A 13,235-nucleotide genomic window follows, 5' to 3' on the forward strand; every position below is an offset into this window, starting at 1 on the left:
TGAGCCGGGAGTATGCCGCCCGCTCACGAGCGAGCTTCTTACGTCCCTGCGGCTGCCGGTCCTCGCGGATCTCGAAGCCCATGCCACCCCTTGAACTGGGGTGTTGCAACGACTCCTAGAACCCAAGTTCCAGGGAGGGGCCCTGCGTGGAAGTGGCCTCCGGGGCGGCCCCGGTTACGGGGACTCGGCGGCCGGAGGCTGGTTCGCGGGCTCCAGCGCGAGGGTCTCGACCTGGCCGACGCCCCAGCCGTAGGCGAGCTTGTGCACTTCGAGGACGAAGAGCGATTCGGTGGTGACGACTCCGTCGATGTGGTGCATGCGCTCGTTGAGGAGGTCGGTGAAGTGCTCGGTGTCGCGGCAGATGACCTCGGCCAGACGGCGCTCTCGCCGTCACGCTGGAACTGGTCCGGGTGGCGCAAGGCCCTGCCGCATTCCACTTCGAGGCACGACACGCTGTTGGCGGTGCCGGTCACCGGCTCGTACGCGTCGCAGTCGGGGATTGCTGGACATCAGGATCCCTTCCGCTGCTCTTCCGACGTGCTCAGGGCGACCGCGTAGTCGCCCATCTGGGCGTCGAACGTCTTGCGGTAGAGCTCCTGATGGAACGCGACGAAGCGGAGCGCCGGAGCTCCGGCCAGCGGACTCCCCGTACGCCGCTGCAGCTCGTCGGCGCGTTTGCCCAGTGAGGTGAGCGTGCGGCGGTACAGCGTCGTCACATGGTCCAGCCGGGCTTCGAAGAGGGCCAGGGCCGATGCGGCGGGCAGGCCGCGGATGCCGTCCAGGCAGATGTTGAACTCACCGAACCGGACGTCCTTCCTCAGCCGTGTCAGCAGAACGCCCTCCTCCGCCTGCGCCTTCCACAGCAAGCCGGACAGGGTGAGGTCCTGCTCCCTGCCGGCGCGGGCGCGCAGCCGGGCGATCAGCAGCCGGCGGTCGTGCCCGTCCTGCTCCAGCAGCCGGGTTCCGACGTCCTTGACGAGTCGTACGACCAGCGCCGCGGCGGTGAAGAACCGTTCCAGGCTGCCGTCCCGCAGAGTCCGGGCGTAACGGGGGAGAGGGCGGACGACTTCGTTGATCAAGCCGGTGTAGTACGCGAGGGTCGAGATGGCCATGATGCTGTCCGTACCGGTGGAGATCAGCTCGGGCAGGGCTCCCGGCCGGTCCGTGACCAGCCGCTGGACCGCGTCGTAGCGCCCGGTGAGGCCGGTGATGAACACCTCCCGGGTGGCCAGGTCGCGTACCGCGTCGGCCAGGGCGATCCCGGACTCGATGTTCGCCAGCAGGCCGGGCACTATGGAGAACTCCAGTGCCCGGGGGTCCTCTTCGGGGTGGGCCTTCAGGTAGGCCCCGGCCAAGGACCGGTGCTCGGCCTCGTCGTTGCTGTGCACGGGGGCCGAGATCCGGTCGGCGGCGGTCTGCCAGTCGGGCAGGGCCTTCCTGGCCGGCAGGGGGTCCATCGCGCGCAGGCAGGCCACCGCGGCCGGATTGAACCTGCGCAGCAGGTCGCTCCTGGCGTCGGCTCCGGCGGAAGGTTCTGCCAGGCCGATGGCGAGGTTGTCGGACACGACCTCGTAGATCTGATGGACGCTCATCAGCGTGCTGTGGCCGACGAGGACGTCCACCTCATCGGGACGGAGCGGCAGGCCCGTGAGGAGCACGTCGGTCATGCGCACCAGCTCCTCCAGCCCGATGAGCCGGCGCCACCGCGGTGCGTACTCCGGCTGGTCGAGCAGCCGCAGAGAGGCTCGGCGCCAGGGACCGTCGGGCATGAGACCGAGGCTTTCCCGGTAGGCCCTCACGGTCCCTGACAATCCGGGTCCGGACGTCATGGCATGGTTCCCCTTCGTCGGCAGCTGTGTCGGTTGCGCTGTGCCCTCACTGGAGTCGGGTGGGGATCACGCGGAAGGTAGCCGTGTCATCGTCCTGTGCGATATACGCATCTCGGCCACCCCGGACCAGCCGCGGACATCCGCCCGCCCGGACGGTCGAGGACCGCCGTCGTTCCTGTGCCGAGTCTGCGGGCTTCCTTAAGGGACCTTGAAGAACGCCTCCGGGCCGCCGTTTTCGCTGGTCATCAGCCTACGCTCGGGGACCCGTCCTCCCTTCTCGCCGAGAGGTGCCACAGGCATGAGCCGCAGCCGAACCCCCGGAACTCCGACCCGAGTCGAGGCGCGACGGAAGAAGACGGTGCGTACCCGCATCGTGCTGTCCCTCACCGCGACGGCCGCGGTGGTGGCGGTCGGGGTCGCGGTGGCCGACTCCGACGAGGGCGTACGTGCGAGCGGGCAGAAGTCCGGGGCGGCGGGCTCGCGCAGTGAGGAGGCGACGGCAACTCCCTCTCCCTCCGCCCCCACACCCTCCGCCGACGCGGCGTCCGCGACGGGCGCGATGCCGTCCGCGACGCCCGCCGCCGAGGCCACCGGATCGGCCGCCCCCACGAAGTCGGCGGCGGAGAGCCGCCCGGCCCCCGCGGCGTCGACCCCGTCCGCCAAGCCCAAGCCCACCCGTACGCCCGCCGCGACCACCGGTGGCGGTTCGGGTGGTTCGGGCGGCTCCTCCGGGTCCTCCGGCGGATCCGGCTCCTCCGGTGCTTCCGCCACGGAGTCCGCGGTCCTCTCGCTGGTCAACAAGGAGCGGGCCGCGGCCGGGTGCGGTGCGCTGACCTCGAACGCCAAGCTGAGCGCCGCGGCACGGGCGTACAGCGACACGATGGCCCGCAGCGGCGTCATGTCCCACACCGGACCCGACGGGTCCACCATGACCACCCGCGTGGAAGCCGCCGGATACGGCTGGTCCCGCCTGGGCGAGAACATAGCCCGCGGCCAGGCGGACGCCGCCGCGGTCATGAACGCGTGGATGAACAGCCCCGGCCACAAGGCCAACATCCTCAACTGCGACTTCCGGGAGATCGGCATAGGCTTCCACAAGGGCGACGGCGGCCCCTGGTGGACGCAGAACTTCGGAACACCGAGGTAGGAACTCCCGCCGACCCCGTTCTCACCGGCCCCGTTTCCGCCTGCCCCGTTCCCATCTGCCCCGCTCCCCCGGGGCCGCCGACGTCCTCCGGCCCCTACGCGGGTCAGGAGGACGTCGGCGTTCCCGCCTGATCCGGGGGAGGCGGTGACGGGCGGTCCAGCGGGTCGGCCACTATGGGGCCGTGCCCCGAATTCCGCGCTACCTGCTCATATGGCTGTCGTGCACGGCCGCCAGCGTGACCGCCGTGCTCGCCACGGTCCAGTTCGTGGTCGGTTCGACCAGGCATACGCCTCCGGTCGCGCGGTCCGCTCCCATGGTCGTCGAGACGCCGCCCGCCTGGCAGGCGGCGCAGGGCCAGCCGCCGACCCCGCAGTCCCCGAGCGCCACCCCCGACGCTTCGCCCTCCGCGAGCGGGCGGCCGTCACCCCCGGCTTCGACGCCCACCCCCGTGAAGGCCCCGACGGGAACGCCCCGGACGGCGGCACCCAAACCGCCCGTCGACTGCGGCGGGAGCGGGCCGGGCCTCTACACCGTCCCCTCGGAGGGCGGCAAGGTCACCGTGCGCTACGGCAGCCGCGGCGTGTGCCTGATCTCCGCGGTACCCGGCCGCGGTTACAAGGCCGGCACGTCGCAGACCGCGGACGACACCCTGATCGTCACGTTCACCAGCGCGGACCACCGCTCGGTCGTCACGGCGACGATCACCCCGTCGGCGAGGGCCAGCGTGCGCGAGACGTCCCTCTGACCGCGACCGCCTGATCCCTTTTGCGGGTTTCACCCCCTTGTGCAAGCTCGTCGTCCGAGCTCCGGTGAAGCGGAAGGTGAGCTGTTCCTTAGGGGAACCTCAAGATCGCGCTCACCCGGTTCCAGCGGCCCCCGGCGGTCCTATGCTCGCGTCAGCCGAGCGGCCTTCGGTGCCCGGGCACGACTGCCCCGGCGATCCGTCGGGCCGTCGCGCCATCGGCTTCACCGATCCGGAAGGCGTCTCGCCCTTCCCGTATTCCGAACCGTGCCTTGGGGTGTCTTCGCCATGACTTCTCGCATGCTCCGACCCGTCCGTGCCGCCCGTCGCACGCCGCGCCTTCGCTCCGCCGCGACGCTGAGCGTGCGGCTGCCCCTGGCGGCCGCGGCCGTGGTCGCCGTCGGGCTGACCGCAGCGTGCGGTCCGTCCGCCCAGCCCACCGGCGCCGCCGCGCCGGCCACGGCCGGACAGCCGTCGCAGACCCTCCCCGCCGGGACGGAGTCCGCGTCCGCGGCGGCGTCCGCCGAGGCGTCCCCGACCGCGTCCGCCACGCCGTCGCCGTCAGCGTCGGCGTCCGCGCCGGCCGGTACTTCGGCCGGCGCCCAGCCGGCCCCCTCGCGCGCCCAGTCGGCCAAGCCCGCCCCCAAGCCGTCCCGCACCTCCGCAACGCCCACCCCGGCGGCCCGGATACCCGGCCCCGGCTACGACGGTTCGGCCGACGCGAAGAAGCTGATCGACGCGGCGCTGCGCGCGGCCAAGGCCGATGGGCGGATGGTGCTGCTCGACTTCGGTGCCAACTGGTGCGGCAACTGCAAGGCGGCCGACAAGGTGTTCGCCCAGCCGCAGACGGCATCGATCCTCGGAGCCTCGTACCACCTGGTCAAGGTGGACATCGGCGGCGACAGCTCCGCCAACTCCGCGCTCCTGCGCACGTACAGCCCCTCGGGCGGCACGTACAAGATGCCCGTCCTGGTCGTCGTCTCGCCGTCCGGCACGGTGCGCACGGACACCCACGTCACCGGCAATCCCGCCTTGACCCCGGACGGCATCAACTCCTTCCTCCGCCAGTGGGCGTCATGAGACGAGCGGTCCCGCGTCCCACCGCCCTGGCCGGTGCCGGCCTCGCGGTGGCGGTCGCCGGCTGCCTGTACGCCGCTGCGGGCTCCGCCTCCGGCCGAGGGGAGCCGACGGGCCCGGGGAGCGCCGCGGTCAGGACCACCTCCGCGTCCGCGGCCGAGGTCGTGGACTCCGGCGCCCGGCCGCAGGCTCCCGCGCTGGCGGGCGCCGACCTGGACGGAAACCCGGTCGGCCTCACCGAGTTCCGGGGCCAGGTCGTCGTTCTCAACGTCTGGGGATCGTGGTGCGGGCCCTGCCGGGCGGAGGCCGACGACCTCGAGCGGCTCAGCGGGCAGACCCGGGCCCAGGGCGTCCGGTTCCTCGGGATCAACACCCGCGACCGGGACCGCTCGGCGGCGCAGTCCTTCGTACGCGCACACGGCCTGGGATTCCCCAGCATCCACGACCCCGACGGCGAGCTCCTGCTCCGCTTTCCGCCCGCGCTCCTCAACCCGCAGACCATCCCCTCGACGCTGGTGATCGACCGCCGCGGCCGGATCGCCGTCAGCATCGGGGGAGCGGTCACCGACGAGGAACTGAGGCCCCTGCTCGCCCGCGTCGCGCAGGAGACGCCGTGACGGCACTCACCGGGATCGCCGCCGCCCCCGTGGCGTTCTTCGCGGGACTCGTCTCCTTCCTCTCGCCGTGCGTACTTCCGCTCGTGCCGGGCTACCTGAGCTACGTGACCAGCCTGTCGGTCTCCGACCTGGCGGACGCCCGCGGCGGGCAGCGCGGCCGCATGGCGGCCGGCGCGCTGCTGTTCGTCCTGGGCTTCACGGCCGTCCTGGTCTCCGGAGGCGCCCTGTTCGGCTACTTCGGCCGGACCCTGCTGGCCCACCAGGAGCTGGTCACCCGGGTGCTCGGCGTCTTCACCGTGCTGATGGGGCTGTCCTTCATGGGATTCCTGCCGGGCTTCACCCAGCGGGAGTTCCGCAGCCACCGGCGGCCCGTGCTCGGTCTGGCGGGCGCACCGCTGCTGGGGGCGGTGTTCGCGGTCGGGTGGACCCCGTGCATCGGCCCGACACTGGCCGCCGTACAGGCCCTCGCCTGGAGCGAGGCGAGCGCGGTCCGCGGAGCCCTGCTGATGGCGGCCTACTGCCTCGGGCTGGGCCTGCCGTTCCTCCTCGCGGCCCTGGCCTTCCGCCGGGCCCTGACAGCCTTCGGCCTGGTCAAACGGCATTACCAGTGGGTGCTGCGGGCCGGCGGCGGCATGCTCGTCCTCGTCGGCGTCCTGCTGGCCACCGGCGTGTGGAACGACCTGGTGTACCGGCTCCAGTTGTGGAGCGCGGCGTTCACCACCGCCGTCTAGGGCCGGCCCGGCCCCTCCCTTCCTTTTCTCACCCCTCCCCTGACGAAAGCACAGCCGATGAACGTCTCCCCGTACGCGCACCCCTCCCGCGCCGTCCGCCTCGCGGCAGCCCTGCTCTCCCTGGCCGCGCTCACGGCATGCGGCGAGCAGCACGCCGGGACCGCCTCGGCGCCCACGACGAGCTTCACCGAGAACGGGGTCACCGTCACGCTCTCGGTCTCGGACTGGCATCCGCCGAAGGCCACCCTGACCGCGGTCTTCACCCCCGAGGAGAAGGGGTTCCACCTGTACAGCACCGAGCTGCCGGCCGACGGAATCGAGGGCGTGGGCCGGCCGACCTCGATGGAGGTCACCGGCGTCCTGCGGGCGGACGGGAAGCTGACGGCCGCGGCGGACGTACGGACGATCAGCGTGCCCGGCGTCGGCGCCCCGGTCCCCGTCTACCCGGACGGCCCCGTCACCACCACACTGCCCGTCCGCCTGGACGGCAACGGGGACGCGACCGTACTGCTCGGGTACGCGAGCTGCAGCTCGGAGGAGGGCTGCACCATTCCGGTCTCCGACCGCCCCCTCCACCTGCGCGTCACCGACGAGGGCCCCGCCTTCGGCGACCGGTAGGAACGACCGTTCACCTAAGGTGTGCCCATGCCGAGCGTCCTGGTCGTCGAAGACGACCCCAGCATCCGCCAGTCACTCATCGAAGTCCTGGCGGAGCACGGGTATGCCGTACGCAGCGCCGGCGACGGGTTCGGCGCCCTGCGCGAAGTCACCCAGTCGCCCGTCGACGCGGTGGTCCTCGACCTGGGGCTGCCCGATCTGGACGGAGGAGACGCACTGCGCATGATCCGGGGCATCTCCTCCGTTCCCGTCCTGGTGGCCACCGCTCGTGACGACGAAGCGGAGATCATCCGGCTCCTCAACGCGGGCGCCGACGACTATTTGGTCAAACCCTTCTCCGGGGGACAGCTCGTCGCACGCCTCTCCGCCGTCCTCCGGCGCACCAGCCACCTGCCGCCCGCCCATGCCGCGCACGGCGTCCGGGGTACCCGGCCGGCGCCGGCGGCCGAACCGCTGCGCCCCACCACCGTGGGCGAGCTGGCGGTGGACCCCGGGGCGCGCACCGCGTACCTGTCCGGCCGCGAGCTCCGGCTCACCCGCCGCGAGTTCGACCTCCTGGCCTTCCTCGCCCACCACACCGGTCAGGTCGTCTCCAAGCGGCGGCTGCTGACCGAGGTCTGGCGCGAGCCGTACGTGGACGACCAGACCGTCGACGTGCACCTGTCGTCGCTGCGCCGCAAGCTCGGCGAACGCGCGGCGGCGCCGCGCTACCTGCTGACCGTCCGCGGCGTCGGCATCAAGCTGGTGGCGCCGCGGTGAGACGCTCCCTGGCCGGAGTGGCGCTCGCCGTCACGTCCATGGTCGCCCTCTCCTTCCTCATACCGCTCGCAGCCCTGGTGATGTCGCTCGTCAAGGAGCAGAGCGTCACCGCCGCCGAGCAGCGGGCCGCCGCCCTGGCACCCGTACTGACGCTCACCACGGATCCGTCCGCCCTGCGGGAATCCGCCGCCAGTCTGGACGCGGCCGAGTACATGGTCGTCCACCTGCCGGACGCCCCCGCCCTCGGCACGTCCCGAGCCCCCAAGGCGCTGCTCGAACGGGCCCAGCAGGGACGCGAGTCCATATCCGAGGGGGTTCCCGGCGGCTGGATCTGCCTGCAGCCGGTGGTCCTGCCCGGCGACCAGGTCGCCGTCATCGAGAACTTCGTCCCCGAACAGGAGCTGACCCGCGGGGTCACGGCCTCCTGGACGGTCATGCTCCTGCTCGCCGTCGGACTGGTCGGCGGTTCCGTACTGGTCGCCGACCGCCTCGGCGCGAAGGTCGTCAGGTCCTCCAAGAGGCTCGCCCACGCCTCCCAGGCCCTGGGCCAGGGCAATCTGGACGCCCGCGTGGACCCCATGGGCCCGAGGGAGCTGCGCGAGGCGGGCATCGCCTTCAACACCATGGCCCACCGGATGACCGAGCTGCTCGCCGTCGAACGCGAACTGGTCGCGGACCTGTCCCACCGGCTGCGCACGCCGCTGACGGCCCTGCACCTGGCCACGGAACGCATGGCCGGCTCACCGGAGTCGGCCAGGGTCGAGGCCGCCGTGTGCGCCCTGGAAACGGAACTCCGGGCCATCATCACCGCGGCCCGCACCCCGCTCGCCGTGGGCCCGATGGGGCAGGGCATGCTCGGCCCGGAAACGGGCACGGCCCACCACACCACGCGCCCGGGACCGGCCGGACCCCGCTGCGAGGCCGCGGACGTCGTACGCCGCCGGACCGCCTTCTGGGCGGTCCTGGCGGAGCAGCAGGACCGCCCCTGCTCCCTCGACCTCACCCAGGAGCCCGCGGCCGTCAGCCTTTCCGAGGACGACGTCGCCGCCGTGGTGGACGCGCTCATCGGCAACGTCTTCCGGCACACCCCGCCCGGTACGCCGTTCGCCGTGCGCGTCGCCCGCACCGCCCAGGCCGTGGAACTGGTCGTGGAGGACGCCGGTCCGGGCATCCCCGAACCGGACCAGGCCCTCTCCCGCGGAAGCAGCACCGGCTCCTCGGGGCTCGGCCTCGACATCGCCCGCAGGGCCGGGTCCGTCACCGGCGGCTCGGTGCGCATCGCCCGCGGACCCCGCGGCGGAGCCCGGATCACCGTGGTCTTCGGGCTGGCCGCACCCCTGCCGTCCGGGCGCGGGCCGCGCGCCTCGCGGCGGCGTACGGGATGGCCGCGGGCCTACCGCGCCCGGTGAAGGCCCGGGGCGGGCCGCACCGTCACACCGCTGGGGAGACCTTGGGGGAGAACCCCGGCGCGACCTCGGGGAAGACGGGGGCGATCCCGAGGGCCGGCGCGATCGCCCGCCAGATCGTCGCCTGGGCCGTGGCGAGGTCGACCCGGGGGTCCTCCAGCATCAGCCGGTTGCCGAGGCCGTCGCACAGGGCCAGCACCAGCGTGCCGACCTCGGCGACGTCGCAGTCGGTGAACTCTCCGGAAGCGATGCCCCGTTCCACGACCCCCGCGACCCAAGCGTGCAGTTGGTCGTACAGGTCGACGGCGAGGTGCCGGGCCGTGCTGTCGCGCAGGGCGCGCACCCACAGCTCCTGCCAGAGCTTCCAGTCCTGATGGAGCTCGGCGTCCGTGGGCAGCATGCTCTGTACGATCCGGGCCAGGACGGCGGCGGCCGGGAGCGAATCGTCCTCGCTGCCGGTGTCCGTGCCGGTCTTGGCGAAGGAGTGCGTCATCGCCTCGGCGAAGAGCTTCTCTCGGGTGTCGAAGTGGTAGTGGAGCAGGGCCTTCGAGACGCCGGCGGCCTCGGCGACCTTGCGCATGCTGACGTGCTCGAAACCGATGTCGGCGATCACTTCGCACGCGGCCGTGAGGATGCGCTCACGCGTTTCGAGTGCCCGCTCGGCTTTGGTCACGTGGGCTGCTCCCCGTGTCGGCACCCGTCGGACGGGGTGCGTGGGTGGGTGGAAGGGCCCCGGCGGCCCAGCCCGCCGGACCCCCATCCTCGCGCATGGGGTCTCCGGGCCGCGGCCGTCGGGGCACCGAGGTCAGGAATAGGTGTGGAAGCCCCGGCCGGTCTTGCGGCCGAGCAGCCCCGCGTCCACCATCCGGGCCAGCAAGGGCGGCGGTGCGTACAGCGGCTCCCGGTACTCCGCGTACATCGACCGGGCGATCGCCTGGACGGTGTCCAGCCCGATGAGGTCGGCCAGGGCCAGCGGTCCGAGCGGGTGCGCGCAGCCCAGGGTCATGCCCCGGTCGACGTCCTCGGCCGACGCGGTCCGCGACTGGACCATCCGTACGGCGGCCAGCAGGTACGGAACGAGGAGCGCGTTCACCACGAACCCGGCTCGGTCCTCGGCGCGGACGACCTGCTTGCCCAACACGTCGGAGGCGAACTCCCGCGCGCGCAGGACGGTCTCCGCGGAGGTGAGCAGGGAGGGCACCAGCTCGACCAGGGGAAGCACCGGGACGGGATTGAAGAAGTGGAGGCCGACGACCTGCTCCGGCCGGGACGTGGCCGCCGCCAGCCGGATGACCGGGATGGCGGAGGTGTTCGTCGCGAGTACCGCGTCCCTGCGCTCCACGACCCGGTCGAGCCGGGTGAAGACTTCCAGCTTCGCCCGCTCGTCCTCGGCCACCGCTTCGACGACGAGGTCCCGGTCGGCCATCCGGTCCATGTCCGTGGTCGTCGCGATCCGGCCCACCGCCGCGTCGTGTTCGGCGCCGGTCAGCTTCCCGGCGGCCCTGGCGCGGGCCAGGGAACGGGCGATGCGCTGCAGGCCGGCGTCCGCGGCCTCCCGGCTCGTCTCCACCACCAGCACGCCGCGCCCGGCGCGGGCGCAGACCTCGGCGATCCCGGAGCCCATCAGGCCGCACCCCACGATCCCGACGCGTTCGACATCGGCCATCGGTTCTCCCTCTTCGCACTCGAATGGTTCTCGCGCGGTTCATCTGCCGTGCTCGTGCGGTGCTCGTGCGCTTCCCGTACGGACGGGTGCGGCGGCGGTCCGGGCCGAGGGTCGCGGGTTCGGCCCGGACCGGACCGCCGCTCCGGGTCACACGGAGGACGGCATCCGCAGCACGCCGGTGCCGCGCTTGACGAGTTCGCCCGCGATGATCAGGCGCTGGATCTCGGAGGTGCCCTCCCAGATGCGGTCGACCCGCAGTTCGCGGTAGAGCCGCTCGACGGGGTACGAGCGGTCGTAGCCGCGACCGCCGAAGATCTGCAGGCACCGGTCGATGACCCGGCCGGACGCCTCGCTCGCCGACAGCTTGGCGATGGCGGCCTTCGCGTGCAGCGTCTTGCGGTCGAGGACGCCCTCGTCGACCTCCCACGCGACCTGGTGGGTGTAGGCGCGGTTGACGGCGATGTCGACGGCGCAGTCGGCGAGCATGCCCTGGATGAGCTGGAAGTCGGCGATGGGGGAGCCGAACTGGCGGCGGTCGACCGCCCAGTCGCGGGCGAGCTCCAGGGCCCGCTCCGCCGCTCCGATCGTGCGCGCGGCGATCATCAGCCGTTCCTCGGTGAACCAGGAGCGGGTGATGTCGTAGCCGGTGCCCACCTCCCCGAGCACGGCGTCCCCGGGCAGGCGGACGTCGGTGAAGGTGAACTCGGGGTGCTCGTAGACGAAGGTGTGCATCCAGCGGGGCACCCGGGTCATCTCGATGCCCGGGGTGTCCTTGTCGACGAGGAACAGGGTCGGTGCCCGCTCCTCCCCGGCGGCCGCGAGCACGATCATGAAGTCCGCGTGGTCGCCCACGGTGACGAACCACTTCTCGCCGTTCAGCACCCAGCCGCCGTCCTCCGTACGCGTCGCCGTGGTCCGCAGGCTCTGCGGGTCGGAGCCGGCCTCGGGCTCGCTCACCGCGTAGCAGTCGCGGCGCCGTCCCCGGATCACCGGGACGAGGTACCGCTCGCGCTGCTCCGGCGTGCAGAAGGACAGGGCGTTGGCCGGACGCCACACCATGTCCCACAGGGCGCCGGTGAGCCGTCCGAGCTCGGCCTGGACGGTGACCTGCTCCAGGATGCTCAGGCCGGCGCCGCCCCACTCCGCGGGCATGTTGACGGCCTGGAGGCCGCTGTCGAGGACGGCGTCGCGGATCTCGGTGTGGGCCTGCGGGGGCAGGCCGTTGTTCTCCTCGCAGTCGAGCTCGTACTTCGTGATGAACCCGGTGAGGGCGCGCGCCGCGTCGCGGAGCTCTTCCTGACGGGCGGTGAGGCGGAAGTCCATGGTGTGTTCGTCCTCGTGGTCGTGATCGTGGTCGGGATCGTGGTGACGGGGTGGCAGGCGGCGGCGGAGGGTGACCCGTCAGGAGCGGCCGGGCAGCGCGAGTGCCCCCGTACCCCGCTTGACGAGCTCGTTGGCGATGATCAGGCGCTGGATCTCGGAGGTGCCCTCCCAGATGCGGTCGACGCGCAGTTCCCGGTACATCCGCTCGACGGGGTACGAGCGGTCGTAGCCGCGGCCGCCGAAGATCTGCACGCACCGGTCGATGACCCGTCCCGCGGCCTCGCTCGCGGCGAGCTTCGCCGTCGACGCCTTGGCGTGCAGGGTCTTGGGGTCGGTGTGGGGCTGGTCGGCTTCCCAGGCGACCTGGTGGGTGTAGGCGCGGTTGACGGCGATGTCGACGGCGCAGTCGGCGAGCATGCCCTGGATGAGCTGGAAGTCGGCGATGGGGGAGCCGAACTGGCGGCGGTCGACGGCCCAGTCGCGGGCGAGTTCCAGGGCCCGCTCCGCAGCTCCGACGGTCCGGGCGGCGATCATCAGCCGCTCGTCGGTGAACCACTCCTTCGTCAGTTCGTAGCCGTTGCCGACGCCGCCGAGCACGTCCTCGTCGGCGACGAAGACATCGGTGAAGGTGAACTCGGGGTGCCCGTTCACCGCGGAGTGCATGAACCGGGGGACCCGCGTCATCTCGACGCCCGCCGCACCTTTGTCCACGAAGAACAGGGTCGCGGCCCGCTCCGGGCCCGCATCGGCCTGCACCAGCAGGAAGTCGGCGATGTCACCGCAGGTCACGAACCACTTCTCACCGTTCAGCAGCCAGCCGCCCTCGGTGCGGGTCGCCGTGCTCGTGCACGAGCCGGGGTCCGAGCCCGCACCGGGTTCGGTGACCGCGAACGCGTCGAACCGCTCGCCCCGGATGACGGGCAGGAGGTACTTCTCGCGCTGCGCCTCGGTGCCGTGGGCGAGGACGTTCGCGGGCCGCCAGGGGATGTCCCAGAGGCAGTTGGTGACCTTGCCGAACTCCTCCTCGACGATGACCTGGTCCAGCAGGGACATGCCGGCCCCACCCCAGGCGGCCGGCATGTTGATCGCGTAGACGCCGGCGTCCATGGCGGCGCGGGTCAGTTCGCGGACCGTCTCGGCGGGCAGCGGGCCGCCGGCCTCCTCGGACTGGTCCTCGTACCCCATCAGGAGGTGTGCGTAGGCGGCGGCGCGGGCCTTGAGGTCGGCCTGCTCGGGCGTGTAGCGGAAGTCCATGGCGTGCTCCGGGGCGGAAGGGACGGGAGGGGTGGAAGGGGTGGAAGGGACGGGGGCTTGGGGAGG

At 72.4% G+C, this 13,235-nt stretch carries 14 protein-coding genes; 8 read left to right on the forward strand and 6 right to left on the reverse strand.

Going from position 1 to position 13,235, the window contains the following annotated elements; genetic code table 11:
* Nucleotides 1–174: 174 nt before the first annotated feature.
* Together AC061S_RS32210 and AC061S_RS32215 are read right to left on the reverse strand one after the other, a co-directional pair.
* A complete protein-coding gene (locus AC061S_RS32210) occupies nucleotides 175–375 on the reverse strand; it encodes an Lrp/AsnC ligand binding domain-containing protein (protein WP_478689462.1) in 201 nt (66 codons plus the stop codon).
* Between the two features lie 134 nt (nucleotides 376–509).
* Nucleotides 510–1,769: a hypothetical protein gene (locus tag AC061S_RS32215; protein ID WP_478689417.1), complete on the reverse strand. Its 1,260-nt coding sequence runs from the start codon at nucleotides 1,767–1,769 to the stop codon at nucleotides 510–512.
* Nucleotides 1,770–2,127: 358 nt separating this feature from the next.
* Here AC061S_RS32215 and AC061S_RS32220 point away from each other — a divergent pair, with 358 nt between their 5' ends.
* The 8 genes from AC061S_RS32220 to AC061S_RS32255 all read left to right on the forward strand — a co-directional run bounded on the left by AC061S_RS32220 (nucleotide 2,128) and on the right by AC061S_RS32255 (nucleotide 8,929).
* On the forward strand, nucleotides 2,128–2,976 hold the full coding sequence (locus tag AC061S_RS32220; RefSeq protein WP_478689418.1) for a CAP domain-containing protein: 849 nt from the start codon (nucleotides 2,128–2,130) through the stop codon (nucleotides 2,974–2,976).
* A gap of 181 nt (nucleotides 2,977–3,157) precedes the next feature.
* Nucleotides 3,158–3,721 (forward strand): hypothetical protein, encoded by a 564-nt coding sequence (locus AC061S_RS32225; protein WP_478689419.1) that lies wholly within the window; start codon nucleotides 3,158–3,160, stop codon nucleotides 3,719–3,721.
* A gap of 297 nt (nucleotides 3,722–4,018) precedes the next feature.
* Nucleotides 4,019–4,798 carry a thioredoxin family protein gene (locus tag AC061S_RS32230; RefSeq protein WP_478689420.1) on the forward strand — a complete coding sequence of 260 codons (780 nt, stop codon included), beginning with the start codon at nucleotides 4,019–4,021 and terminating at the stop codon, nucleotides 4,796–4,798.
* On the forward strand, nucleotides 4,795–5,412 hold the full coding sequence (locus AC061S_RS32235; RefSeq protein WP_478689421.1) for a TlpA disulfide reductase family protein: 618 nt from the start codon (nucleotides 4,795–4,797) through the stop codon (nucleotides 5,410–5,412). The genes AC061S_RS32230 and AC061S_RS32235 overlap by 4 nt, the downstream gene beginning before the upstream one ends.
* Complete coding sequence (locus tag AC061S_RS32240; protein ID WP_478689422.1) at nucleotides 5,409–6,143, forward strand: cytochrome c biogenesis CcdA family protein; 735 nt, start codon at nucleotides 5,409–5,411, stop codon at nucleotides 6,141–6,143. Before AC061S_RS32235 ends, AC061S_RS32240 begins: the two co-directional genes overlap by 4 nt.
* 57 nt (nucleotides 6,144–6,200) lie before the next feature.
* A complete protein-coding gene (locus AC061S_RS32245) occupies nucleotides 6,201–6,761 on the forward strand; it encodes a hypothetical protein (protein WP_478689423.1) in 561 nt (186 codons plus the stop codon).
* A gap of 27 nt (nucleotides 6,762–6,788) precedes the next feature.
* Entirely contained in the window at nucleotides 6,789–7,520 is a 732-nt protein-coding gene (locus AC061S_RS32250) for a response regulator transcription factor (RefSeq protein WP_478689424.1), read from the forward strand.
* Complete coding sequence (locus tag AC061S_RS32255; RefSeq protein WP_478689425.1) at nucleotides 7,517–8,929, forward strand: HAMP domain-containing sensor histidine kinase; 1,413 nt, start codon at nucleotides 7,517–7,519, stop codon at nucleotides 8,927–8,929. Before AC061S_RS32250 ends, AC061S_RS32255 begins: the two co-directional genes overlap by 4 nt.
* Nucleotides 8,930–8,951: 22 nt before the next feature.
* Here AC061S_RS32255 and AC061S_RS32260 read toward each other — a convergent pair whose 3' ends face one another.
* The 4 genes from AC061S_RS32260 to AC061S_RS32275 form a co-directional block, all read right to left on the reverse strand.
* Nucleotides 8,952–9,599: a TetR/AcrR family transcriptional regulator gene (locus AC061S_RS32260; protein ID WP_478689426.1), complete on the reverse strand. Its 648-nt coding sequence runs from the start codon at nucleotides 9,597–9,599 to the stop codon at nucleotides 8,952–8,954.
* 132 nt (nucleotides 9,600–9,731) lie between these two features.
* Nucleotides 9,732–10,592 carry a 3-hydroxybutyryl-CoA dehydrogenase gene (locus tag AC061S_RS32265; protein ID WP_478689427.1) on the reverse strand — a complete coding sequence of 287 codons (861 nt, stop codon included), beginning with the start codon at nucleotides 10,590–10,592 and terminating at the stop codon, nucleotides 9,732–9,734.
* A 147-nt stretch (nucleotides 10,593–10,739) separates the two neighbouring features.
* Complete coding sequence (locus AC061S_RS32270) at nucleotides 10,740–11,915, reverse strand: acyl-CoA dehydrogenase family protein (RefSeq protein WP_478689428.1); 1,176 nt, start codon at nucleotides 11,913–11,915, stop codon at nucleotides 10,740–10,742.
* A 78-nt stretch (nucleotides 11,916–11,993) separates the two neighbouring features.
* Nucleotides 11,994–13,169, reverse strand: coding sequence for an acyl-CoA dehydrogenase family protein (locus tag AC061S_RS32275; protein WP_478689429.1), 1,176 nt, complete (start codon nucleotides 13,167–13,169; stop codon nucleotides 11,994–11,996).
* Between the last annotated feature and the right edge of the window lie 66 nt (nucleotides 13,170–13,235).

Source organism: Streptomyces sp. CA189, assembly GCF_056428985.1.

Coding starts and splice junctions, on each gene's coding strand:
- AC061S_RS32215 (WP_478689417.1), bottom strand. CDS start 1,769: ATGCCCGACGGTCCCTGGCGCCGAGCCTCTCTGCGGCTGCTCGACCAG.
- AC061S_RS32220 (WP_478689418.1), top strand. CDS start 2,128: ATGAGCCGCAGCCGAACCCCCGGAACTCCGACCCGAGTCGAGGCGCGA.
- AC061S_RS32230 (WP_478689420.1), top strand. CDS start 4,019: ATGCTCCGACCCGTCCGTGCCGCCCGTCGCACGCCGCGCCTTCGCTCC.
- AC061S_RS32235 (WP_478689421.1), top strand. CDS start 4,795: ATGAGACGAGCGGTCCCGCGTCCCACCGCCCTGGCCGGTGCCGGCCTC.
- AC061S_RS32245 (WP_478689423.1), top strand. CDS start 6,201: ATGAACGTCTCCCCGTACGCGCACCCCTCCCGCGCCGTCCGCCTCGCG.
- AC061S_RS32250 (WP_478689424.1), top strand. CDS start 6,789: ATGCCGAGCGTCCTGGTCGTCGAAGACGACCCCAGCATCCGCCAGTCA.
- AC061S_RS32265 (WP_478689427.1), bottom strand. CDS start 10,592: ATGGCCGATGTCGAACGCGTCGGGATCGTGGGGTGCGGCCTGATGGGC.
- AC061S_RS32270 (WP_478689428.1), bottom strand. CDS start 11,915: ATGGACTTCCGCCTCACCGCCCGTCAGGAAGAGCTCCGCGACGCGGCG.
- AC061S_RS32275 (WP_478689429.1), bottom strand. CDS start 13,169: ATGGACTTCCGCTACACGCCCGAGCAGGCCGACCTCAAGGCCCGCGCC.